At 38.3% G+C, this 23,226-nt stretch carries 20 protein-coding genes and 1 pseudogene; 11 read left to right on the top strand and 10 right to left on the bottom strand.

What is annotated here, in order from left to right:
• Window positions 1–244: 244 nt before the first annotated feature.
• Window positions 245–1,408, top strand: a pseudogene (locus WAE57_RS03335) (IS3 family transposase).
• A gap of 316 nt (window positions 1,409–1,724) precedes the next feature.
• Entirely contained in the window at window positions 1,725–1,868 is a 144-nt protein-coding gene (locus tag WAE57_RS03330) for a hypothetical protein (RefSeq protein ID WP_237787272.1), read from the top strand.
• A gap of 58 nt (window positions 1,869–1,926) precedes the next feature.
• Here the strand turns inward: WAE57_RS03330 and WAE57_RS03325 are convergent, their stop codons facing one another.
• Together WAE57_RS03325 and WAE57_RS03320 are read right to left on the bottom strand one after the other, a co-directional pair.
• Window positions 1,927–3,042, bottom strand: coding sequence for a catalase family protein (locus tag WAE57_RS03325; protein WP_337708208.1), 1,116 nt, complete (start codon window positions 3,040–3,042; stop codon window positions 1,927–1,929).
• A 551-nt stretch (window positions 3,043–3,593) separates the two neighbouring features.
• Window positions 3,594–4,454 (bottom strand): alpha/beta fold hydrolase, encoded by an 861-nt coding sequence (locus tag WAE57_RS03320; RefSeq protein WP_337708207.1) that lies wholly within the window; start codon window positions 4,452–4,454, stop codon window positions 3,594–3,596.
• Between the two features lie 120 nt (window positions 4,455–4,574).
• On the opposite strand from WAE57_RS03320, the gene WAE57_RS03315 reads away from it, so the two are divergent.
• Window positions 4,575–5,039 (top strand): hypothetical protein, encoded by a 465-nt coding sequence (locus WAE57_RS03315; RefSeq protein ID WP_337708205.1) that lies wholly within the window; start codon window positions 4,575–4,577, stop codon window positions 5,037–5,039.
• Window positions 5,040–5,124: 85 nt separating this feature from the next.
• Here the strand turns inward: WAE57_RS03315 and WAE57_RS03310 are convergent, their stop codons facing one another.
• Window positions 5,125–5,367 (bottom strand): hypothetical protein, encoded by a 243-nt coding sequence (locus WAE57_RS03310; RefSeq protein WP_086175145.1) that lies wholly within the window; start codon window positions 5,365–5,367, stop codon window positions 5,125–5,127.
• A gap of 484 nt (window positions 5,368–5,851) precedes the next feature.
• Window positions 5,852–7,138 (bottom strand): branched-chain amino acid transport system II carrier protein, encoded by a 1,287-nt coding sequence (brnQ, locus tag WAE57_RS03305; protein ID WP_337708202.1) that lies wholly within the window; start codon window positions 7,136–7,138, stop codon window positions 5,852–5,854.
• A 359-nt stretch (window positions 7,139–7,497) separates the two neighbouring features.
• Between brnQ and map the strand changes: the two genes are divergently transcribed.
• Window positions 7,498–8,292, top strand: a complete 795-nt coding sequence (gene map, locus WAE57_RS03300; RefSeq protein WP_337708200.1) for a type I methionyl aminopeptidase — start codon at window positions 7,498–7,500, stop codon at window positions 8,290–8,292.
• 404 nt (window positions 8,293–8,696) lie between these two features.
• Here the strand turns inward: map and WAE57_RS03295 are convergent, their stop codons facing one another.
• Complete coding sequence (locus tag WAE57_RS03295; RefSeq protein WP_337708198.1) at window positions 8,697–9,596, bottom strand: LysR substrate-binding domain-containing protein; 900 nt, start codon at window positions 9,594–9,596, stop codon at window positions 8,697–8,699.
• 346 nt (window positions 9,597–9,942) lie between these two features.
• Here WAE57_RS03295 and WAE57_RS03290 point away from each other — a divergent pair, with 346 nt between their 5' ends.
• On the top strand, window positions 9,943–10,857 hold the full coding sequence (locus tag WAE57_RS03290) for a LysR family transcriptional regulator (RefSeq protein ID WP_086175149.1): 915 nt from the start codon (window positions 9,943–9,945) through the stop codon (window positions 10,855–10,857).
• Window positions 10,858–10,885: 28 nt separating this feature from the next.
• Here WAE57_RS03290 and WAE57_RS03285 read toward each other — a convergent pair whose 3' ends face one another.
• The gene (locus WAE57_RS03285) at window positions 10,886–11,794 is read right to left on the bottom strand and encodes an alpha/beta hydrolase (RefSeq protein WP_337708195.1); all 909 of its coding nucleotides are present in this window, start codon (window positions 11,792–11,794) and stop codon (window positions 10,886–10,888) included.
• Window positions 11,795–11,809: 15 nt separating this feature from the next.
• Complete coding sequence (locus WAE57_RS03280) at window positions 11,810–12,355, bottom strand: PadR family transcriptional regulator (protein WP_237787279.1); 546 nt, start codon at window positions 12,353–12,355, stop codon at window positions 11,810–11,812.
• Window positions 12,356–12,493: 138 nt separating this feature from the next.
• Here WAE57_RS03280 and WAE57_RS03275 point away from each other — a divergent pair, with 138 nt between their 5' ends.
• The 4 genes from WAE57_RS03275 (at window position 12,494) to WAE57_RS03260 (ending at window position 16,715) form a co-directional block, all read left to right on the top strand.
• Entirely contained in the window at window positions 12,494–14,518 is a 2,025-nt protein-coding gene (locus WAE57_RS03275) for an NADPH-dependent 2,4-dienoyl-CoA reductase (protein ID WP_337708192.1), read from the top strand.
• A gap of 114 nt (window positions 14,519–14,632) precedes the next feature.
• A complete protein-coding gene (locus WAE57_RS03270; protein WP_337708190.1) occupies window positions 14,633–15,043 on the top strand; it encodes a nuclear transport factor 2 family protein in 411 nt (136 codons plus the stop codon).
• An 85-nt stretch (window positions 15,044–15,128) separates the two neighbouring features.
• A complete protein-coding gene (locus WAE57_RS03265) occupies window positions 15,129–16,217 on the top strand; it encodes an alpha/beta fold hydrolase (protein WP_337708188.1) in 1,089 nt (362 codons plus the stop codon).
• Between the two features lie 264 nt (window positions 16,218–16,481).
• Complete coding sequence (locus WAE57_RS03260) at window positions 16,482–16,715, top strand: hypothetical protein (protein ID WP_086175168.1); 234 nt, start codon at window positions 16,482–16,484, stop codon at window positions 16,713–16,715.
• 684 nt (window positions 16,716–17,399) lie between these two features.
• On the opposite strand, the gene WAE57_RS03255 is transcribed toward WAE57_RS03260, so the two are convergent.
• From WAE57_RS03255 to WAE57_RS03245, 3 genes are all read right to left on the bottom strand, one after another.
• Window positions 17,400–17,711, bottom strand: coding sequence for a hypothetical protein (locus WAE57_RS03255; protein ID WP_237787283.1), 312 nt, complete (start codon window positions 17,709–17,711; stop codon window positions 17,400–17,402).
• A gap of 93 nt (window positions 17,712–17,804) precedes the next feature.
• Entirely contained in the window at window positions 17,805–18,122 is a 318-nt protein-coding gene (locus tag WAE57_RS03250) for a hypothetical protein (protein WP_337708185.1), read from the bottom strand.
• A gap of 188 nt (window positions 18,123–18,310) precedes the next feature.
• A complete protein-coding gene (locus tag WAE57_RS03245) occupies window positions 18,311–18,781 on the bottom strand; it encodes a CinA family protein (RefSeq protein WP_337708184.1) in 471 nt (156 codons plus the stop codon).
• 238 nt (window positions 18,782–19,019) lie between these two features.
• Here WAE57_RS03245 and WAE57_RS03240 point away from each other — a divergent pair, with 238 nt between their 5' ends.
• Window positions 19,020–20,447: an iron-containing redox enzyme family protein gene (locus WAE57_RS03240; RefSeq protein WP_337708181.1), complete on the top strand. Its 1,428-nt coding sequence runs from the start codon at window positions 19,020–19,022 to the stop codon at window positions 20,445–20,447.
• A gap of 71 nt (window positions 20,448–20,518) precedes the next feature.
• A complete protein-coding gene (katE, locus tag WAE57_RS03235; RefSeq protein ID WP_337708180.1) occupies window positions 20,519–22,645 on the top strand; it encodes a catalase HPII in 2,127 nt (708 codons plus the stop codon).
• Window positions 22,646–23,226 lie beyond the last annotated feature (581 nt).

Here is a 23,226-nt window from a genome sequence, read left to right as displayed (position 1 = left end):
CCCTTATTTTTTAATTTTATTGTTTTTAAGGTATATAAAATGTAAATTAAGCTTAACTTAATACTTTGATTTTAAAATAAAAATGACAAAACCAAGAATTTTTATTAGCTCTACATATTTTGATTTACGTAATATTAGAAGTGATTTAGATCGATATATAAAAGAAAGAAACTATGATTGATATGTGCTGAAAAAAGCGGAGACTTTAACTTGGTAAACTATACTTACTCATCAGGAGTTTACCATGAGAAAAAAGCAAAATTTTTACACGTCAGAATTTAAAGCTGAAGCCATAAAAGTAATTGAAGAAAATAAGGGCAATGTCTCAGAAACAGCAAGGCAGCTCGCATATCCATGCAAACACTTTCAAATTGGTACAATAAAGCTAAATCTGGAACATTAGTTGGTACACAACAATATTCTCCAGATCTTGTAGCCCTGCTTGAAGAAAACAAGAAGCTGAAGCAACAACTCAAAATGCTGAAATGGAAAAAGCATTTCTAAAAAAAGCAGCAGCGTACTTTGCAAAAGAAAGTCAGTAAGGTACGCATATATGAAACTGCAAAGACATGTATACCCAATAGCTATGATGGCTCGTCTACTTCATGTTTCAGTTTCAAGATTTTATGACTGGTTGAAGTGTGGCTTGAGCAAAAGTGCTATTCAAAGAAACCAACAGACGCTATTGGTCAAAATAGCTCATGAAGAAACCAATGAAAGCTATGGTTATATTCGGTTGACCAAGTACTTGCATGCTCAAGGCATTGAAATTAGTCAGTATGCAGTACGTAGCATAAAGAAACTTACACAACTTTATTGTAAGCGCTATAAACGCTTTAAAAGAACGACGAATAGTAATCACAATAGTGCTGTGTACAGCAATCTGTTAGAGCAAGAATTCAACATGAGTGTTCCAAATCAAGCGTGGGTAAGTGACATTACCTACATTTGGACAAGTGAAGGATGGCTATATTTAGTTGCTTTAAAAGATCTTTATACGAAACAGGTCGTTGGCTATAGTTTAAATGAACGTATGACAGCAGAGCTTGTTTGCAATGCTCTAAGTATGGCTATTCGTAATCAAAAGCTAAGACAAGGTTTAATCGTTCACTCAGATAGAGGAAGTCAGTATTGCAGTCATGAGTATCGAACTATGCTTGAAAAATATGGTTTTCAAGGTTCAATGAGCAAAAAAGGAGATTGCTACGACAATGCCCCTATTGAAAGCTTTTGGGGCATACTGAAGAATGAATTGGTTCATCATCGTAATTATAAAACACGAGAAGAAGTTAAAGCAGATATTACTAAATATATTGAGCTATTTTATAATCAGCAGAGAATTCAAAAAGGATTAGATTTTAAAACACCAAATCAAATGGCAGCAGACTTTTACAAGTTGGCTGCATAGAATCTACCAAGTGGAAGTATCCTGTTAATTCAGCACACATCAATCGAAGCTTGGCAGAAAAAGCAGATGGCCACGCAATTGATGTCGAAAGATTGAGTAACGTTTGGCCAGAAAAGGAGCTTTTAAAATAAGAGATTCAGGTAATTATTGTTAACCTCATCGAAAAAGTTTTGTTAAAGATCAGTCCACTATATTTATTCAACTTACATTCACGCAAATTGATACAGACAAGGTATTGGATAAGCAAATTTAAAGAGTAGCCTGATAAGGTTGCTATTAAAGCAGCGTATTCCAAAACTATAGGATGGAAACTAAAATGGCTAATCAACAACCAAACCAACAATCTGATCAACAGCAACAGCAAAACCAACAGAACGATCAGAAACAACAGCAACAACAATCAGACCCTAAAAAGCAACAAAATGAACAATCTCAAAACCCCCAAAAACAACAAAAATAATATTGGATAGAATGAAAGCCCTCAAGTGAGGGCTTTTCTTATAAGTACTATTTAGGTATCAATGCGGTTCTAATCTGTTGGTAGAATTCATCTCGTGTCTAACTTGACTAATACGATCATAAATCACTTTACGCATTCGGTTTATTGCTCCAAGCGGCTTATGTTCAGGTAGTGTATGCCATGGTGTAAAGGAGAGGTTTTCACAAAACTTATTTTGGTCAGGCGTATCAAAAACTTGTTGGGGAATACGAATAGTTGCTACCTTATAGAAAGGTGCTTGGCTTTCTTTCCATTCGGTCATGGAATCCTCGACTGACATGGTACTTGATGTTCTAGGTTGTATTAAAAACTCCATACATGCATCGTCCTTTTGCAGGCTATTTCGTAGGGCATCTCTCAGAAAATCATGACTCGGTTTTTCTGGCATAGGGTCTATTACTGTTGAGCAAGCTCTAGCAGAGTATTTTACCGCCTGGCGATCAGAACCTAGTCCTAACTGGTAGGGAACCATGGACCAATATCGAGTTTGCAGGGGATTTGAAATTTTATTTCTAGAATTTAATGCAATCCAAGTTCCTTTAGCTCCTAATGCAAAAGGAATATGGAGTTTTTTAAGAAATCTGTCACTATTTATATCCTGCATAAATGACATATAACGAGATGGATCATTCACAAAAAAGACAGGATGATTGATCATAATAAAATCTTGTGTGGATGCTGCATCATCTAAAAGTTTTATCGCCATACCCCGAGCATCTCTTTTAATATCCGCCTGTTTTGCATCACTAGATCCATTAGAGAAACGAATCCAGGCCTGATATGTTTTTCCAGGAAGAAAAATGCCTTGAGCCAAGTTTTTTGGGAGTGTTTCATCTATCTTAAATTCTGCACGTACGCAGCCGTGTGCTTTGGGGTGTGCATCACGTAGCGCTATCCCTGTGGAATACTCTTTCCGGATCGACATTTCAATGATGTCTGCGATTTTTTCAGCTGTGGTTGTTTCATTAGGATAAAGACTTTCACTTAAACCCCGATCTATATTTGGGTAGATATTATCTTTGGGAGAGCTAAGAGCCATAGGGGACGCATTAGCATGTACAGCAGTACAAATACTTATTGCCATCATGGGGTGGAAAAGTAGACCCAAATATACAGGTCTTATAAAGTTCGGCATTGATTGTCTCCTTGCTATAAAGCTGGAATCATTTTTAATTTTTAGCCTGATAGTGTGAAATTCTTTAGACTTATTTAATACATAAAATAATTACAATGTCTGTGGGATTTTAAAAATAACATTCTAAAAGGTATTTCGTATTAATTTTCATAATTATCCCTGTGATTTAAATTAATCGAGATTAACTCCACACCCCACTCAAAATCAAAACAACTATGCCACACCGCCAACCAGATTTTTTATTCCAGGGCTCAGCAAATTTCATGCAGTGTTCAATGTGAGAATATAGGTATGTTTTCATTTTTATAATTCTATATTTCGCTCATAAAGCAGATGATATAATTAACACTAATAAGCAGTTATTACCTGTGGATAACTTTGTATTTACGCCAGTTTTACGCCGATTAATTTTAAGCTATTGATTTCAGACATTAAAAAGCCCCATGGTTAGGGGCTAGTCGTATGCACATCTAAGGCACATACTGTAAGAGGCTCATCTCATACTAAGCGTATTAAAACACAAATTTATCAAACTAGCGATGTCTAAATGCTTAAGCTGAGAGTTCTTTTTCAATCACCCGCCATAAATTTTGATGCGATTTTTTAAACATCAGCATATGGCCAATGGCTTTATGTTCATAGCTTTTAGGCTTTAATTCAATCATTTCAGTCGCTGCATTTGGGTACAAACGTAATAAATCCTTTACGTTAGCTTCGGTTGCAATTTCATCGTCTGAAGACCACAGTACCGTAATCGGACATTTAATTTCTGCATGATAATCTTCAAATACCGTTTTACCCATCGCATTGATGACATAACCCGGTTTGCTACAAAATTGTGCCCATTGCTTGGCGACATCTTTAGGCAGGTTTTCACCCATGCCAATAGCTTGAGTCGGGCCATAACCTAAGGTGTAACGGGAAAGTGGGAAAATGCCGCGGAACATTACTGGTGCAAGCAGTTTGGTTTTACCTTTGAGTCCTTTCACATGTCCAGTTGAACCTGAAACCGCGACAACTTTAGCCACTTTTTCATAATTAGGTACAATGCCCAAAAGCTGACCACCCGCACTATGACCTAATAAAATCACTTTTTGGGCCGTTGTTTTGGTAAGTAAGGTATCAATGGCAGCAGGAATGTCCAGTTGTCCCCATTGCACTATACTGGCCTTGGATTTTTTCAGTGGGCCTGTCAGTGAATCCCCAATCCCGCGAAAATCAAAGACTAAAACATCATGACCTTGCTCTGCCAGCCATGTTGCATAGGCATGGTAAAACTGTTTGGTAATGCCGGTTGCTGGACAAATTAAAACCGGTAAGGACTTTGCATGCGCAGTTTGATGTGAATAAAAGCGGGCATGTAGTGTATAGCCATCCTGACATTGGATTTCTAAATTTTCGTATCGAGACATGATTTTCCAGTGGGCAATGTCATAAAGTCATTGTTTTACTTTATCTAAGTTCCAAAAAGAAACTTGTAAAATGTATGACTTTAAAGTCAAATAGTGCTCTAAAAATAAGGATATATATGAATGGAAACAGGAATGTTAAATCAGTCGGTTGCCTGGGCAATCATCTTTAGTGGGGTATTTCTGTGGGTAGGCATGCTTACAGGCGTATGGAAATATTATCAAATCCGGCATTCTCCACAGGCACGTGCACATTATTATGTCGATATTGCTCATAGAAGTAGCTTGCTCTATGCACCAGCCAGCCTGATTATTGCAGTTTTAGCTTATTTTTCAGTTTGGAGTGAGGGACTTAATCTAATTTTTGTGCTGATCAATCTGTTCTTTTTTAGTTTTTCAATTTTAAGTTATGTCTTACATGGCTGGCTTAAAGATACCACCAATCAATTTAAACAACCACACCAAATGGGGCGCTGGCATTTGCCAAAATGGATGCTGAGCAGTGCGATGATTTTTTTGGTGATCGGGGAGTTGGGTGCGACAGCAGGATTGTTACTTGGAACTATGCGGGGATTAGGGAAATTTTAATTTAATGATTTTTATTTTTTAAATAAGTATTTGATTAATATTTATTATTGTTCTTTTTTAAGATGGGTGAGGGTTCACCCATCTTTTATTCTGTGGAATTACTCTGCTTCTGGTAACGATATTTTTGGTCGACCACCGCCCAAATATAAAAGGCAACCGAGACAATAAAAGCATACATAAAGAATTCAGGCTTTAAATTACCCTGAATTAATCCATGGATAATGAGTGTCACCACTAAAGCTATTGAGGTACTTAGATAAGTGACCATGTTCTTGTTTGCTTTTAGAGCGTTAATGAAGATTTCCTTATTGAAATGTAATGTTAACATCCCCACCCCTCCGGTTATTTTATGACCTAAACCTAATTGTTTTAGTCAGATTAGTTTCTAATGTTTTACTTCGAATTTCATCTCATTTCAATAGGCAATGTCATTATTTTGTCATAAAACAATGCTATTACATAAAACTATATGCTTATCTTATTCAAAATATGAATATGAGCTATTTTTTGATCAAATATTGTACTGTTCATACATATTATCAAAATGAAAAAAATTGAAGATATTCAACAATAGTCGATATAAAAACAGCAATATTGATGCCAAGCTTTAAGCAAAAAATCTGCTATAGCTCAGACGGAGAGAAATTAAAAAGGGAGTGATTGATTTTATTTAATTTTAAGTTGTTACAAAACATATCAAGCCGATGTGAATGTAAACAATAAAATTCTGTTTGGGTAAAACATGACATTTTATTGATTACGCTTAAAATCAGGTTTGGATAAAACGTAATTTTAATGACATCAACTTGAGGTTATTTTTTAACTTTGTCGATCAAAATAGCCATAATCAGCACAATAGTAGATGGAATAAGCCAGGCTAAATTTTGCGCATTTAAAGGTAAATGTTGAATGATTTCAGGTAAGTTAAAACCTGCAACTTTAAGTCCATCAAGCACGCCAAATAAGAATGCAATCGCGGTTACCGGGGCAACAACATAGGCAGGTTTATTGAAATACTTCCACAAGAAACTGAGCAGGATCACCACAATGGCTGGTGGGTAAATGGCACTCAACACAGGCACAGATACGGCAATCAGTTTGGTTAAGCCAAGGTTTGAAATGATGAAAGAGAAGCCTACCAAAACAAAAACGAAAATTTTATAAGGAATTTTAGTCAGTTCTGAGAAGTATTCTGCACATGCACAGGTTAAGCCAATCGCTGTCACCATACAGGCAAGAAAAATCATGCCAGTCAAGAATAGAGAGCCAATATCACCAAAAGCATGTTGTACATATGCATGCAGGATCACTGCACCATTGGCAGCATTTGGTGCAACTTCGTGGCTACCTAAACCAAGTTTGAACAGACTTAAATAAACCAGGGTTAAACCGACACCCGAGATTAAACTCGCAATCACGGCGTATTTGGTGACCAGTTTTTTATCTATTACTCCACGTGAATGAATCGCGTTAATGATCACAATACCGAATACCAAAGCACCTAAGGTGTCCATGGTTAAGTAACCATTGACAAAACCTTCGGAAACCGGGGCAGTTACATAGTTGTTAATTGCAGGCGGAATAAATCCGGCTGGAATCATAAATGCAGCAATACCCAGTACAGCTAAAGAAACAATCTTTAACGGTGCAAGGAAATGACCAACAGTATCTAAGAGTTTATTTGGGTATAAAGAAATAGCCGTCACCAGCGCAAAATAAATCGCACTGTAAATGAGCAGGCTGCTACTTGATGTACCAAAATAAGAAGAAAAACCGATTTCATAAGAAACCGTTGCGGTACGCGGAGTTGCAAATAAAGGACCAACAGCTAAGTAACACACGATAGTTAAAATCAGACTTGCGATTTTACCTAAAGGGGAACTTAAATTTTGGATGGATCCTTCTACACGTGATAACGCCATAATGGTGATAACAGGCAGACCAACTGCGGTAATAAGAAAACCTAAAGCAGCTAGCCATACATGTTCACCGGCTTGTTGAGCCACAATAGGTGGAAAGATAATATTGCCCGCACCAATAAAAAGTGCAAAGGTCATAAAACCTAAGGCAACAATATCTCTTGTACGGAGACTTGTCATAGAGGGGAGATAGATTGATCAAAAGAGGCAATTTTAGAGGATATGAACGTTTTTTTGTAGATTATCTTATGAAGGTTATGAACTTTAGTGATTTAAAAACCTACCTAAATGAACAATTGGAAAAAATTAAGTTTAATTATATATATGATTAATTGGTAAAAAAAATAAAAATATAAAATATTATTCTTTTTTAATTATTTAAGTAGATTTTAATTTTTTTATAATGATTGGTTAAATGTATGTAAATCAATCACCCAACTTGCAAAAAATGGTCAAAACGATCCTGTTTATCTGTTCTAATTAAACAAAATAAAAGTAAAAGGACTATAATCATAAGCCTTATTCTTGAGGATGATGCAATGAAAGCTTCAACTATTACCATCAAAACTGAGCAAGATTTAGAAAAACTCCGTATTTCCGGGCGTTTGGCTGCTCAGGTTTTAGAAATGATAGGGAAGTATATCAAGCCGGGAGTAAGCACAGAATATCTGGATGACATCTGTAACGACTTCATTGTGAACACCTTAAAAGTGATTCCGGCCAATGTCGGTTATTACGGCTATACCAAAACCACCTGTATTTCCCCAAATGAAGTAGTGTGCCATGGTATTCCATCTGCAAATACCATTTTGCAAGATGGTGACATTATCAATATTGATGTGGCGATCATTAAAGATGGTTATTTTGGTGATACCAGTCGCATGTATTATGTCGGTACGGTGAAGCCTGAAGCCAAAAAACTGGTTGAAACTACTTATGAAGCGATGGTTGCCGGTATTCATGCAGTGAAACCGGGCGCAACTTTGGGGGATGTCGGATTTGCCATCCAGTCGGTTGCGCACCGCGAAGGTTATAGCATCGTCCGTGAATACTGCGGTCACGGCATTGGCAAGGTCTATCACGAACAACCGAATGTTCTACATTATGGACAGTCAGGACAAGGTCTTATCCTTAAAAAAGGCATGGTTTTTACCATTGAACCGATGATCAATGCAGGCAAGGCACGTGTCAAAGAGCTTAAAGATGGCTGGACTGTAGTGACTGCTGACCGTTCATTGACAGCGCAATGGGAACACATGGTTGCAGTAACAGATACCGGCTTTGAACTTCTATCTCCTTGGCCAGAAGGTACAGGTACATATCCTGCAATTTAAGTGAGAAGAGTTAAATGAAATAGATAGTTTTATACTTTGGTATAGAATTGTTGATTTTATGTTCAAACAAAGTTTTAAAATCTATTACTTTAAAGACTAATTTTATGATTTTAAATGAAAACTTATTTTTATTATTTTTTCATAATATATTTTAGATATTAGATTTATATATTTTTTTTTTGTACTATACAACTATAGATTCTAGCTGTAGTTTCTTATTTAAAGTTTATAAGCTTATCCACCTCGGATAAGCTTTTTTTTGCCTAAAATTTTGTATTACTCAAGTGAATTTTATATTTTTGTGACAAGGTTGGTAGTTTTATGGTAAGGCAATCAAAAATTCAAAGGCATCTTCCAATTGTTTAAAGATAGCCTTATTGCTTTTCTAAGCAGAGGCATAAGTATTAATGCTTACTGAGCTGTTCCACCAAATAGTCGATAAAGACACGGACAGCGGGTAATAAGCCACGGCGTGAAGGATAAACTGCATGGAAAATACCGTGTGGTGCTTTCCAGTCCGGCAGTACACGCACCAATTCACCACTTTGAACATAATCTTGAACAATGGTGTCGGGCAACAAGACAATACCGCAATTTTGTCGTGCCAGTTGTGCCAGCATCATCAAGTCAGAACCCATTACCATAGGGTTGACCTTAATTTTTTTCTGCTGGTTTTTATCATCATGTACAACGATATACTGGTCTAAATGTTCATCCGACATGCTAAGAATATGATGCTGGCTTAAATCTTCCGGCTGTTTTAAGTCCCCAAATTCATTCAGGTAGGCTTGACTGGCAAATAAATGCTGTTCGATATTTTCAAATTGGCGTAAAACCAGGTTCGGGTCATCATCTAAATTGGAACGTACCCGTAATGCCACATCTATCCCTTCATTGATAATGTCGACACGGCGATTGCTGACAATCAGCTGTACTTTAATTTCGGGATAGGTTTTCAGAAATTTTGGCAGAATCTTGGCGATTTCATTTTGCGCTATGGAAACCGGCAGACTGACTTTAATTACTCCACGCGGCTGAATACTTAAATGATCCACCAGATCATGGGCAGCTTGAGCAGCATTCATCATCACTTGCGCATGGCGATAAACATTCATGCCAATTTCAGTCACGGCAAAATGGCGGGAACTGCGCTGGATTAAGCGAACGCCTAAATGTTCTTCAAGATTGTAAACGCGACGGCTTAATTTTGATTTTGGAATATCCGTGGCACGTTCTGCTGCACTAAAACCGCCATGTTCAACCACCAATGCAAAGCAATAAAAATCATCAAGATCAGACAGCATTTAAGAATTCCATTTATGCAACAATATCTAAGATTAAAGAGGTATCGTTGCAATTTGTCAATTTCAAATTTGCTCAATCTTCAGGGTTTATATTTTTATTCTGCGCCGTGATCAGCTGTTATCCGCTTTGCTTTATTGAAGATTTGAAAATCATAAATATCTGAAAAATAAAATCATCTTCTTCTATCTGACTATCAAAAGAGCAAGCGAAAGAGCAAGGCTAAAGTGGAATAGTCAGTAACAGCGCTTTTCTTTATGGTTCAATTTCAGTGCTTTGAATTGGCTACGGTGAATTGCCTTGCTGGTTTTGGGCTGGATGTATAGAGATCAATAAAGGAAAAATGTCATGGAATTAAGACATTTACGCTATTTTGTTGCGGTAGTAGAAGAACAGAGTTTTACCAAAGCGGCAGAAAAATTATTTATTGCTCAGCCTCCATTAAGCCGTCAAATTCAAAATCTTGAAACAGAACTCGGTGCTCAGCTGTTTGAACGAGGCAGCCGACCATTGCAACCGACTGTAATCGGGCGTTTTTTTTATCAGCAGGCGCTCAAGCTGTTAGCCAATGCTGAGCAGCTTAAATCCATGACCATGCGTGAAGGCATGATTGAAAGAACGCTGACCATTGCCTTTGGTGGTTCCTTATTGTTTGGACTGTTGCCTCGAGTGGTTTATTTATTTCGTCAGCAGCACCCACATTTGAAAATCAAAATGGTCAAGATGAATGCCATGCAGCAAATCGATGCGCTGAAAGAAGGGCGTATTGATGCTTGCTTTGGCCGGGTGCGTATATCAGACCCGGATATAAAACGGATTTTACTGCGTGAAGAACCTTTAATGGTTGCGGTGCATTCAAGTCATGCTATTGCACAGCATAAAGAAGGGCTGAGACTTGCAGATATTGTCGATGAAACTTTAATTCTATATCCCAATTTGCCCAAACCCAGTTTTTCGACCCAAATGAAAGGCCTGTTTTCTGAATATGGTCTTAATCCCCAAAATTTAACTGTGGTGGAAGATATCCAGTTGGCCTTGGGTATGGTGGCTGCTGGTGAAGGTCTCTGTATTGTCCCGGAGAGTGCTACAACCATGCAATTTAAACACTTAGATTATGTGCCGATCATTGATGATGCAGCTGTCAGTCCAGTATTTTTAATTCTGCGTAACAATGATGAAAGTGACTATATCCGTGCATTAATCGATAGTGTTTATCAGGTCTATGATCTGGAAGCCATTAAATATGACCGCATCATTTTTTAATGCTGCTACTTTTAGGATGCATCACGATTTACCTGGACTGTTTAAGAAACTGGGCAATTTCACGACCGAATTTAACCGGTTCACTCAGCAATGGCGTGTGCCCGGATTTTTCAAAATGAACCTGTTTGGCATGTGGAATACTTTGTGCAATCAAGGTTTGGCCTTCTACAGGATAAAGCTTGGATTGAGTACCGCTGAGGAAAGTTACCGGGCATTGCAGTTTTTGAATCGCCTCGCGGTAATCTTCCTGATGATACAGATAATTGTTGATATACCAGGCCGTATAGTCGAGCCGCTTAGAGGGTAGTAATAAACTTTGTAATCGCGGCTGATTTAACACCCATTCAAAGGCCTTTAAACTGTATTTATTGCTATTTTGCAGGCTCATAAACTGTAGCCAGAGTTTGGCAATTTGCCGGCGGGCTTTACTATCCAGATCTTTTAAATATTTGATGTTTTGGTATTGAGATAGCAACTGCGATAGCTCAGTCAGAATAGAAATAAAGACCGGATGATGCTCGCCAAACAGTCCATAAGCCCAGCTGTCATCCACCGGAATTTTAGGGGTCTGGTCAATATGCAAATAGGCTGTGATATGTTCGGCAAAGTTGCCATATTGCATGCCATGCATCGCCGTGGTTGCACCCATGGAATAGGCAATCACAATCACTTTGTCCAGTTGTAACTGGGCCATAACGGATTGTACATCTTGCCAGTGACTGGAAATGGCATCCATATCTGGAATACGGCAATTACTAGACGCGCCAAAACCACGCCATTCAGGGATAATAAATTTATGATTTTTGGCATGGGGATATAAAAAAGGTAGCCATTGCCAACTCTGCATGCCTAAACCTGACAGGACCAATACAGGCTGTCCTTGTCCAAATTCACGAACAAACAGTTGCTCATTATCAAGCATGCGGTAGTGTGGCATACGCTTATCCTTTATTTAGGTCTTATCTTCAAAGGCTTTTAATTGCGGAATAACAGTTTCGAGCCACTTGATCCAGCCTATTTCCAGATCAATGCCGAGTTGCAGAATCATTTTATGAATAAATTGGGTACGGTCTTGATCAGGCCCATCGGCAAAGTCTTTGGCAAAAATCGTTTGGTAAATTTTTAAATTTTCTTGGTGTAACAGCAAATGCCGTTCTAATTCAGGCAGTATGGTATTGCCACCCAATTGTGCTTCAGCACGCAGCCGCACCATTAAATCATCGCGTAATTGCGCCGGAGCGCTTTGTTTGAGCATCCAGTCTGCCAGTTCGGCACGTCCCAGCGCTTCAACCTGATAGGTTTTTTTACGGGTATTGGAACTGTGATCTTCAAGCGTGGATATCCAGTTCTTTTGCTGCATGGCGCTGAGTTCACGATAAATTTGCTGATGGGTCGCATTCCAGAAAAAGCCCATAGAACGGTCAAAGCGACGAGCCAAATCAATCCCGGTACTGGGTTTTTCAATCAGGCTGGTCAATAAAACATGGGCTAAGGACATAAACGGCTCAGTCAGTAAAAATTTACCAGAACATTATGCAACATGTTGCATAAAAATCAAATCTGGAATATAAATTATGCAACAAGTTGCATTAAGCACCCCGAATAGCTAGCTGAGAAAGCACGCCAAGGAGATCATATGTCGAATTACCCTCATTTGTTGGCCCCTTTAGATTTAGGCTTTACCACACTCAAAAACCGTGTCTTGATGGGATCTATGCACGTAGGTCTGGAAGAAGCGCCACGTGGCTATGAACGCATGGCTGCATTTTATGCAGAACGGGCACAAGGCGGTGTAGGGCTAATTGTTACAGGTGGGATTGCACCGAATGATGCAGGTTTGACCTTTGCGGGCGGGGCGAAATTAGACTCTGTAGAAGAAGCTGAAAAACATAAAGTCATTACTCAGGCGGTGCATGACGCGGGTGGCAAAATTGCCATGCAGATTTTACATACCGGACGTTATTCCTATCAGGCTGAGCTGGTTGCGCCGTCTGCTATTCAGGCACCGATCAATCCAAGCAAGCCCCATGCCTTAAGCGCTGCTGAGGTACAACAGACCATTGATGACTTTGCCCATTGTGCAAAGATGGCGCAATACGCCGGTTATGACGGTGTAGAAATCATGGGCTCGGAAGGCTATCTGATTAATGAGTTTATTGCTGCACGCACTAACCATCGGGATGATGAGTGGGGCGGCAGTTATGAAAACCGTATTCGTTTCCCGATTGAAATCGTTAAGCGTACCCGTGAAACCGTGGGTGAAAACTTTATCATCATTTATCGTTTATCCATGCTGGATCTGGTCGATGGTGGTTCTACCTTTGAAGAGGTGGTGCAACTGGCCAAAGAAATTGAAAAAGCTGGTGCAACTATTATTAATACCGGGATTGGCTGGCATGAAGCGCGTATTCCGACTATTGCAACCAAAGTGCCACGCGCTGCATTTACCTGGGTCACTGAAAAATTAAAAGGTTTGGTCAAAATTCCATTGATTACCTCAAACCGTATCAATACCCCTGAAATGGCAGAACACGTGTTGGCTTCGGGTCATGCAGACATGATTTCGATGGCACGCCCCATGCTTGCCGATGCATTCTTTGTGCAAAAGGCAGAACAGGGCCGCAGTGATGAAATCAATACCTGTATCGGTTGTAATCAGGCCTGCCTGGATCATATTTTCTCGATGAAAATTGCCACTTGTCTGGTCAATCCGCGTGCCTGTTATGAAACGGAACTGATATTCAAGGAAACGACACAGGCTAAAAAGATTGCGGTGATTGGTGCGGGTCCGGCAGGTTTAAGTTTTGCCACTTATGCCGCCGAGCGTGGACATCAAATTACTGTTTTCGAAGCATCTAACCAGATTGGCGGGCAGTTTAATATTGCCAAAACCATTCCGGGCAAAGAAGAGTTTTATGAGACCTTGCGTTACTTCAAACGTAAAATTGAATTACAACCCAATATTAAATTGCTCTTAAATCATTCAGCGACCTATGAAGCATTAAGCCAGTCTGACTTTGACGAGATTGTGGTGGCAACCGGGGTAAGCCCGCGTCATTTAGAAATTGACGGCATTGATCATCCAAAAGTACTGACTTATCTGGAAGTATTAAAAGATCACAAGGCTGTAGGCCAACGTGTTGCCATTATTGGCGCAGGCGGTATTGGCTTTGATACAGCAGAGTATTTAAGCCATGAAGGTGAGAGCGCCACGCTGAATCCACAAAAATTCTATAATGAATGGGGCATTGACACGACTTATGAAAATGTCGGTGGTTTGAAAACGGCACAGGTAGAGTCGTCTACGCGTGAAATCTATCTCTTGCAACGCAAGGCAAGCTCAGTCGGTGCAGGTTTGGGTAAAACCACAGGCTGGATTCACCGTACCGGATTAAAACACCGCGATGTAAAAATGGTGGCTGGCGCGAGTTATGAAAAGATTGATGATCAAGGCCTACATATTGTGGTGGATGGTCAACCGAGCGTGTTGGAAGTGGATCATGTGGTGATTTGTGCCGGTCAGGAACCTTTTACCGCAATGTTTGACCAGCTGCAAGCCGATGGCAAAAATGTACATTTGATTGGTGGTGCCAAAGAAGCTGGTGAACTGGATGCCAAACGTGCCATTCGTCAAGGTGCAGATTTGGCAGCCGTGATTTAATCCCTCTAAATCCCCCTTTGATAAAGGGGGACTTTATTCCTCCCTTTTTAAAGGGTGAGAAACATTGTTTCGCAAGGGAGGGATTGTATAAATAAAAGCATAAGGAAAATAAAAATGGCTTTAATAATGACTCAAGCAGCGGTACAACGTTGGCATGCCATGCTGGAAACACGTGATATGTCTATTCTGAATGAGCTGCTGGCTGAAGATGTGGTGTTTCGTTCACCTGTGGCGTATCAGCCTTATCCAGGTAAGCAGGTGGTATTTTTTATTCTGAGCAACGTGATTCAGATCTTTGAAAATTTTACTTATCACCGTGAATTCTATACAGAAGATGGATTAAATGTAGTGCTGGAGTTTTCCGCCAATGTTGGTGAAAAAAAACTCAAAGGCATAGACATGATTCGTTTTAATGAACAAGGTCAAATTATTGATTTTGAAGTGATGTTACGTCCCAAGAGCGGCTTGGAAGCATTGGCAGCACAGATGGGGCAACGTATGGCTGCTTTTATGCCCAAAGCATAAGGAGTATAGTAAAAATATAAACGGTTGAGTGGAGCGACACGTACTAAGTATTTTGAGTTACATCATTTTATGAGGTAAAACGAATATGAAGTTTATGCCCAATAAAATTAGCCAATTTGTGCAGGATATTGTCGATCAGGTTACCGGTGCGGAATTACCCATACTGTATGGTGATCCGCAAGGTGAAGTCCGGCAAAAGCTTGATGCCTTACCGCAATTACAACAGAAATATCGTCCTACGCCATGGTTAGCAAATACGCATGTACATTTGCTGTATTTCGATTTAATCAAAAAGAAAAACATTCAGCTTCACTATGATGCCATCGAACAGTTACAGATGCCGGATGGTGGAGTGACTGCCATTGCTTGGTACGGCCTTCATCTGCCAGCAGATACCCCGACCATTGTGTTAATGCATACGCTCACCGGTACACCGGAAAGCATGGCAGAACTGGTGGGTGACTTACACCGTCATACCGGATGGCGTATCGCCCTATGTTTGCGCCGTGGTCATGCCAATTTACCCATGCCTGTACCCAAAATTTCCATGTTTGGGTCTACCGATGATTTGCGTGAACAGATTCAATATATTCAGACCAGGTTTTCACAATCTGCTTTATATGCGGTCGGCTCATCTGCCGGAACTGGGTTATTAGTGCGCTATTTAGGGGAGGAAGGTGAAAACACCCCATTTAAAGCGGCATTTGCATTATGTCCCGGATATGATACTGAACTTGGCTTTAAAAATGTACATCCTTTTTATAGTAGGTTGATGACGAAAAAGCTGTTGGAGGCATTTATTCATCCTTATAGCGAAGCATGGCAACAAATTCCTTCCTTGCCCAAAGTGCTTGCTGCCAAGGATTTATTAGAGTTTCAGTATCATTATTTTGAACTGGCGGGCTATAGCAGCTTTGAAGACTATAATCAGGCTACAAATCCGATCCATGTGTTTGAAAATGTCAAAATTCCCTTGATGATTTTAAATGCGGAAGATGATCCTGTCTGTCATATTCGAAATCTGGAACCTTATAAAGACGCCATTCAAAAGATGCCCAATATTGTAGTGGTGACCACTAAAAAGGGCAGTCACTGTATTTTTTATGAAGGTGTAAAACAGCCAGAGTCTTGGGCGACACGCCTGATTGCCGATTATTTGCGGGTTTATCAGTAATTTACATGCATGTTGATAGGTGAAGATAGAACAAGGAAACTTGAAATATTTAAATACAATTATAATTAATATAGTTGATATGTATTTGAGAATTAAATCAGTATTTCTGTTATAATAAATTCCACAATAAGACTTACATGAAAATGTTCTCTTTTAATAATTGCTAGAGACGCTTCTACTCATTTGAGTGATCCCAAGTTAAGGTTGTTGTTTTGAAATGCCAATGGTGGCGTTTCTGTATGTATTAAAAAATTGGTGTAAATGTTGAATAAAACTGAAAATTTAGTCGCAAAATCTGTAAATGGTCGTGAAATTGTAGTATCGCTGGTTCCTGTTAAAAAAATGCAAAATACCCGTGACGGGTTTAAATGGGTTGAAGTAGGCAAGAAAGTCTTGCTTGAATCTGGTATTGAAATTAATTTGAACCTTGATGGCCGCAGTTTCTATACGGGTATTAATGAGATGTTCCGCTTTAATACTCCCGTAAATAAGATATAACTGCTTGGAAAAGGAAAACCGTCTTTAAGGCGGTTTTTTAATGCCTGAAATTTCACTTTCCAGTTCATATAGAGCAAGTCATGAAATATCTAACCGATGATCTGTAGGCGGCAGTGAGTTTAGAGGGAAGGAAGCGGACAAGTGTTGCAAAGTTTTAAATCCGACTCGAACACACCCAAAAATGAGTATCAAAAAATAACAGGAAAGTTAATTTCCCTATCCACTATCTGCATAGTTTAACAAAGATAAAGAAGTTAAAATAGTTAAAGAATTATTTTTTAAAATATTGAAAAATATATAAATATTAAAATCAAATGCTACTAAAAAATGAAGCGACATATTTTGCAATAAAATTTTGTATTTGTGATAAGAGAAAATGTTGATTTTAAAATGTGATATTTATATTTTTGGTATTTTTTGATACATTATTGTCAATAATTGTTATTGTCTGACAAAATTTATCAGTGTATAAAGAGTGTTCCACTATAAGGAAGTGAGAGTGGGTTATGAAAGCGATAGAACTCCTTGTAACTTCGTCATCTGCGCTTATGCTGATGTATGTTATCTATGCATTTGGGCAAATGTTCAATTAGTCAGAAAAATATTCTATAAAAAAGCAGTATAAAAAAGCACCCTCGGGTGCTTTTTTAATGAATGGAAATTGAAGTGAAATTTTTTATTCCGCTACATTCTGTCCCATGCATCTTTTACAGCATGTTTTGCATGTTCCCATTTTAAGCGTGAGGTAGTTTTAAACTGTTCCCATTTGCTTTGAAGATCATTTTCCGAATCTTCAAAACGGGCATTCTCGCCGTACTGAGAACGTGAATTTCTTCCAAATTCATAAGCAGAGGATAGATCCTTGTCATAATCAATATCTGGAATATCACGGTGTAAATCTTGATAATAAGGCCGACTGGTATAATTTTCACGCCAATACCGATCAGATTCACTATTTGAGATACGGTTTTGATTTTCTAAAGTGGGATCAGTCATTCTGTAGAGCTCCTAATTTTTTTGAATTAATCGCTAAGCAATTAAATACCATTCCACAGTCTAGAGTGCGAAATTGAATTCTTAATCAACTCATTATTTCTGTTGATTATTTTGGTCATTCTGATTTTGTCTAAAATCTTGCTGCTGACCGGATTGCTGACGTTGATTCTCATTTTGCTGCTGTTGTTGCAGGTTGCTTTGCTGCTGACCAGTTTGCTGGCGTTGCTGATCTTGTTGCTGCTGTTGGGGCATGTTGCCTTGCTGCTGACCAGGTTGTTGGCGTTGCTGATCTTGTTGCTGTTGCTGACCAGGCTGCTGTTGTTGACCCGGTTGTTGACGTTGTTGGTCGTTCTGTTGCTGCTGTTGGCGTTGTTGATCATTTTGTTGTTGGGTTTGATTTGGATTAGTCATCTCTACACCTCATATATGCTTTTAATAAAATCTGTATAACCAGATATAATTATTATTAGCATGAATATTTTATTAAAAAATAGAATGGATGTTACATAATGTTTGGAATGTAATTATAATGATCTGTTGTTAAATTATACTAATGAAATATATCGAAAATTAGGATAAACACTATTAACAAATTTAAATTATTTAGATTTAACAATTTTAATTAGACTTTTACATATGTATTGAATAAGTATATTGAGCTTGTCTTTCTTTTTACCTTTACATAAGCATCGATAACTATATATTTTGTTTTTATATAAAATTGAATAAAAAAAAGTTCCTACGGGTTTTTCTGGAGTTTCAGAGCCACCACGTTTGAGTAGTCCTGTGCATCCTACATATATATCCGATTTGAATATGTTCTTTGATTTTTTTACTAGTTCCTCAGTAATTTCAATAGATTCTGCGGTGTGCATTTTTATAAGTTTGGGCGATATTTTAAGTATTTTTTCTTTGATCTTTAAATCGTAACACACTAGTCCTCCATTTAAGATATCACCTGAAAATGGTGACAGTGAAAAACGGTAAGCCAAATAACCCGCCGATGCACTTTCAATAAAAGTGATATTGAATTTATTTTTCGCTAGAAGTTCACAACATTTAGTAGTCATATTTATTCCTTTGTTAAAATTGCTGGATATTATCTTAAATTTTATATTAATAATATAAAATATGTTAATGCAATTTGTGTCACACTTTTTAAAGTGATTTTATTTTAACTGTTTGAATTTTATAAATAGATAATAATGAATTAAACATAATATAAACGAATCATAACAATTATAGGGTTTTGTCATGCATTATAAGTGAATTAAGGTCATATGCTAATTACCGCTTGGAGAATAAAAAATGCCAGTAGCAGTAAAAAAGCAATTGCTAGAATTACTTGATAAAAATCATCAAAATTATTGCGATTTAGTCACTTTTTTTCTCAATGCAGATGTTTCTATTGGTGCTAAGGAAAGAAAAGCATCACATTTTTTAAAAAAAGAAATTCAAATTTTAAATTATAGCACTGTCGACTTTCCGGCTGATATTGGCAAAATCAAGGACTGGATGCTAAGCAACAATAAGGCTCAATGTACTGAATATCAGGCCTATTTAGAAAGAAGGAAGAGCGGGGAAAAACGCGAATATTTTAAAAATGTCGGTCAGGCCTTTGAATTTTTAATTAAAGTTGCCCCGGTAAAGCGGGTAGATGGTTCCTGGTTATATAGCATGACCCATTATTGGAATGATCAAGTTTTCAGAGACTTAATTCAAATATATTTAGAAGAACTCGGCTTGGGAATGGCCAAATCTAATCATGTTTGCCTATATGATGATCTTATTCTGAATTTAGGATTGGAGCATTTTGTATTGGATCTGGAGGATGAATATTATCATCAACCTGCAATTCAGCTGGCACTGGCTTATGCACCACCCGAGTATATTCCTGAAATTATTGGTTTTAACCTGGCATATGAACAGCTTCCATTACATCTGCTGATCACCAACTATGAGCTACAAGAATTAGGTATAGATTCGAAATATTTTAATGTGCATATCACCATCGACAATATTGATAATGGCCATGCCAATTTATCACTCAAGGCCTTCGAGAAAATCTATAGTAAATACAATGATAAAGAATCTTTTATCGAAAAAGTAAAGATCGGCTTTGCTTTAAACAATAAGGGATTGTCTTCTAAGCAAATTATTAAAAACCTTAATTTAGATGCTCTGGTCGTTAAAATTTTGAAGCGTAAAGCCTTGGTCGGTAATGTCATTCATAATGAAAAATGCCAGTTTAATAGCAAAACCATTAATTCATGGCTTGCAACACCTGAATCAGTAGAAGCCTTTGTGGATGTATTAATTGATAAAAAATGGATCAAACTGGGTAGAGACCCCGAAGAAAGTCATTTCTGGAAATTAATTAGCCATGAAGATGGAAAAATGTACGGGGTATTTAATTCTACTGAAAAGCAGATTATTTATGACTGGATCGCTGGTGAATCTGCTCAAAATACCGATTTAAGCGCACGGAAAATCAATCTTGGCCATAAAAATCAACATGATTTCTGGTTCAGTTTTTTATCGGATGGGGAGCTGGAAGATATTCAGCACCAGATTTATGAAACCGGAAACCTTGCCATGAAAATCAATAAGCTAGTGCCTTACTTGGCACCCCATGCTCATCATCGTGAAATAGGACTTTGGTGTACGCAACGTTTTGTCGACTTTTTATTTCCCTTCTTAAGTACCCAGAAAGTCACATCATCATTTCCCCCATAAAGATTAATGTCTATTGGTCATCGCATCCATTTTATCCAACATTTTTAACTCAATAGAAAAGAGGTGCAATCATGAATCAGCAAGATAAGAAAAGTGAAGTCGCAGGCACTGACACTTTAGACAAGAACAATGAAAGTGCAAAAACACAACAGTTAGATACTTCACGCAGTGATGCTACTGATCAGGCGCTGACCACCAATCAAGGCGTTAAGATTTCAGATAATCAGAACAGTTTAAGGGCAGGTGTAAGGGGTTCTACCTTACTGGAAGATTTTATCTTAAGAGAAAAAATCACGCATTTTGATCATGAACGTATACCAGAGCGAATTGTGCATGCACGAGGTGTCGGGGCACATGGTTATTTTCAGGCTTATCCGGGTAATGAACAATATACCAAAGCCGGCTTTTTGACCGATTCCAATACACAGACGCCAATTTTTGTACGTTTTTCCACTGTACAAGGCCCACGCGGTTCTGCGGATACCGTGCGGGATATCCGTGGTTTTGCCATTAAATTTTATACTCAGGAAGGTAATTACGATTTGGTGGGTAATAATGTTCCGGTTTTCTTTGTGCAAGATGGCATTAAGTTTCCAGACTTTGTGCATGCTGTTAAACCTGAACCGCATACTGAAGTGCCAACCGGAGGTTCAGCCCATGATACTTTCTGGGATTTTGTCTCCTTGGTACCGGAGTCCGCCCATACGGTGATGTGGGCAATGTCGGATCGTGCCATTCCACGTAATTTACGCTCAATTCAAGGTTTTGGGGTGCATACCTTCCGTTTGATTAATGCCCAAGGCAAAGCCATATTTGTCAAATTTCACTGGACACCGAAACAAGGTTTAAGCCAACTGGTTTGGGATGAAGCTCAAAAGCTGTCAGGTAAAGACCCTGATTTTCATCGCCGAGATTTATATGAAGCGATTGAGTCGGGGAATTATCCGGAATGGGAGCTCGGCATTCAAATTGTCGCTGAAGAAGATGAAATGAAGTTCGAGTTCGATTTACTTGATCCTACAAAAATCATTCCGGAAGAACTGGTTCCAGTCACGCCCATTGGCAAGTTTGTTCTGAATCGGAATGTCGATAATTTCTTTGCAGAAATTGAACAGGTGGCATTTTGCCCGGCCCATATTGTACCGGGTATAGATTTTACCAATGATCCTTTATTGCAGGCACGTTTATTTTCTTATACCGATACCCAGTTGAGCCGCTTGGGTGGTCCGAACTTTCATCAATTGCCGATTAATAAACCGGTTTGTCCTTTTCATAACAACCAGCGTGATGCCATGCATCAAACTTCTATACATCGGGGTCAGGCATCTTACCAACCCAATTCGATTGATAATAACTGGCCAGTCGAAACTCCACCCGCTGCACAAGATGGCGGATTTGAGAACTATCAGGAACGAATTGATGGTAAAAAAATCCGCCAGCGCAGTGAATCTTTTTCAGATCATTTCTCGCAAGCCCGCCTGTATTATCATAGCTTGGCAGCGTATGAACAAAAGCACGTGGTGGATGCCTATACTTTCGAATTGAGTAAAGTACAACGTCCACATATCCGCCAACGTGAAGTGCAAGAAGTATTGGCCAATATAGATCTGGATCTGGCTCAACAGGTCGGTAAAAACTTGGGTATAGAAGTCACTGCACCACAAAATCCGGCCAAATCTTCCTCGATAGAAAAATCGACACGTCTTTCTATGACAGCATTTGTTCCTGAAGATATTAAAGCTAAAAAAATTGCCGTACTGGTGCATGATCAGGTTAATCAAGCCAGTATCGATGCGATTCAACAATGGGCTACAGCTGAAAAAGCCATGGCTCACATATTAACTCCAACGCCAGGTCCTGTGATGAATCAACAACAGGCTCAAGTTGCCTCGAATGGTATGCAAAAAGCAGAACCTTCCATTGCTTATGATGCGGTTGTGATTGTCGATGGTGATAATTACCCGCAAGCGCTAAAAGATGGGGTGACAAAACACTATCTTCTGGAGGCCTATAAGCACCTGAAGCCAATTGTATTGTTAGGAGATAAGCAAAAACTTTTACATGAGCTTAAATTGCCGCATGATGAAGGGACTTTAAATGCAGAGGATTTTGCATCTGTGCAAGAACAGTTTAAAACCCTGATCCGCCATCATCGGGTCTGGTCACGCGAAGCCATTGCCGACACAGTTCCTGCTTAAGCAACGCCATTTTCAGTACACTATTGCTCGTAAAAAGCCCTATCCTCAAGATAGGGCTTTTTACAATTGAACAAAGTTAATTTTTTAAACTGGAATTGCCCTTTAGCCTATGTTTAAGGGGAGAGGCAGATATTCTGATCAAAAGTACTTAATAATGAGATTATTGAAATTTGCAGTCAGGATATATTAAGGAAAGATTGATTTTTTTTTGTCATATTTTGTTTTTAACTCAATAATAAGATCTGCTTGTAAATAAGCTGTTGAATATGTTTGATTTACTTTATATGTATTATTTATGTATTCATATTATTTTAAATTTTGTGAAATAAATATTATTTAAAGAGTAAAAATAATACTAAATCTAGTGTATATGTTTGAATAAAATATAATTTTTTACTAAAAATAAAACATTAAGAACTTATTTAATAAGGAGGTTAGGGTTTTATTTAATAAAGGTGTTGAATTTTATAAGTATAATTTTATTTCAATATTATATTTTGATACATCATGATTGTTTTTATTTGGTTAACTTCGGTATATGCTGATATTATTAATAATTAGGCTGTTGATTATCTTTAAAT

The organism is Acinetobacter sp. NS-4, assembly GCF_037402435.1.
Classification (GTDB): domain Bacteria; phylum Pseudomonadota; class Gammaproteobacteria; order Pseudomonadales; family Moraxellaceae; genus Acinetobacter.
Note: the sequence above shows the minus strand (reverse complement) of the source record. Positions and strands in the feature narration are given on the sequence as shown.

What these genes read in the sequence shown, in the direction of transcription:
- WAE57_RS03330 (WP_237787272.1), top strand. Translation starts at nt 1,725, where the DNA reads ATGGCTAATCAACAACCAAACCAACAATCTGATCAACAGCAACAGCAA.
- WAE57_RS03325 (WP_337708208.1), bottom strand. Translation starts at nt 3,042, where the DNA reads ATGCCGAACTTTATAAGACCTGTATATTTGGGTCTACTTTTCCACCCC.
- WAE57_RS03320 (WP_337708207.1), bottom strand. Translation starts at nt 4,454, where the DNA reads ATGTCTCGATACGAAAATTTAGAAATCCAATGTCAGGATGGCTATACA.
- WAE57_RS03315 (WP_337708205.1), top strand. Translation starts at nt 4,575, where the DNA reads ATGGAAACAGGAATGTTAAATCAGTCGGTTGCCTGGGCAATCATCTTT.
- WAE57_RS03310 (WP_086175145.1), bottom strand. Translation starts at nt 5,367, where the DNA reads ATGTTAACATTACATTTCAATAAGGAAATCTTCATTAACGCTCTAAAA.
- brnQ (WP_337708202.1), bottom strand. Translation starts at nt 7,138, where the DNA reads ATGACAAGTCTCCGTACAAGAGATATTGTTGCCTTAGGTTTTATGACC.
- map (WP_337708200.1), top strand. Translation starts at nt 7,498, where the DNA reads ATGAAAGCTTCAACTATTACCATCAAAACTGAGCAAGATTTAGAAAAA.
- WAE57_RS03295 (WP_337708198.1), bottom strand. Translation starts at nt 9,596, where the DNA reads ATGCTGTCTGATCTTGATGATTTTTATTGCTTTGCATTGGTGGTTGAA.
- WAE57_RS03290 (WP_086175149.1), top strand. Translation starts at nt 9,943, where the DNA reads ATGGAATTAAGACATTTACGCTATTTTGTTGCGGTAGTAGAAGAACAG.
- WAE57_RS03285 (WP_337708195.1), bottom strand. Translation starts at nt 11,794, where the DNA reads ATGCCACACTACCGCATGCTTGATAATGAGCAACTGTTTGTTCGTGAA.
- WAE57_RS03280 (WP_237787279.1), bottom strand. Translation starts at nt 12,355, where the DNA reads ATGTCCTTAGCCCATGTTTTATTGACCAGCCTGATTGAAAAACCCAGT.
- WAE57_RS03275 (WP_337708192.1), top strand. Translation starts at nt 12,494, where the DNA reads ATGTCGAATTACCCTCATTTGTTGGCCCCTTTAGATTTAGGCTTTACC.
- WAE57_RS03270 (WP_337708190.1), top strand. Translation starts at nt 14,633, where the DNA reads ATGGCTTTAATAATGACTCAAGCAGCGGTACAACGTTGGCATGCCATG.
- WAE57_RS03265 (WP_337708188.1), top strand. Translation starts at nt 15,129, where the DNA reads ATGAAGTTTATGCCCAATAAAATTAGCCAATTTGTGCAGGATATTGTC.
- WAE57_RS03255 (WP_237787283.1), bottom strand. Translation starts at nt 17,711, where the DNA reads ATGACTGATCCCACTTTAGAAAATCAAAACCGTATCTCAAATAGTGAA.
- WAE57_RS03250 (WP_337708185.1), bottom strand. Translation starts at nt 18,122, where the DNA reads ATGACTAATCCAAATCAAACCCAACAACAAAATGATCAACAACGCCAA.
- WAE57_RS03245 (WP_337708184.1), bottom strand. Translation starts at nt 18,781, where the DNA reads ATGACTACTAAATGTTGTGAACTTCTAGCGAAAAATAAATTCAATATC.
- WAE57_RS03240 (WP_337708181.1), top strand. Translation starts at nt 19,020, where the DNA reads ATGCCAGTAGCAGTAAAAAAGCAATTGCTAGAATTACTTGATAAAAAT.
- katE (WP_337708180.1), top strand. Translation starts at nt 20,519, where the DNA reads ATGAATCAGCAAGATAAGAAAAGTGAAGTCGCAGGCACTGACACTTTA.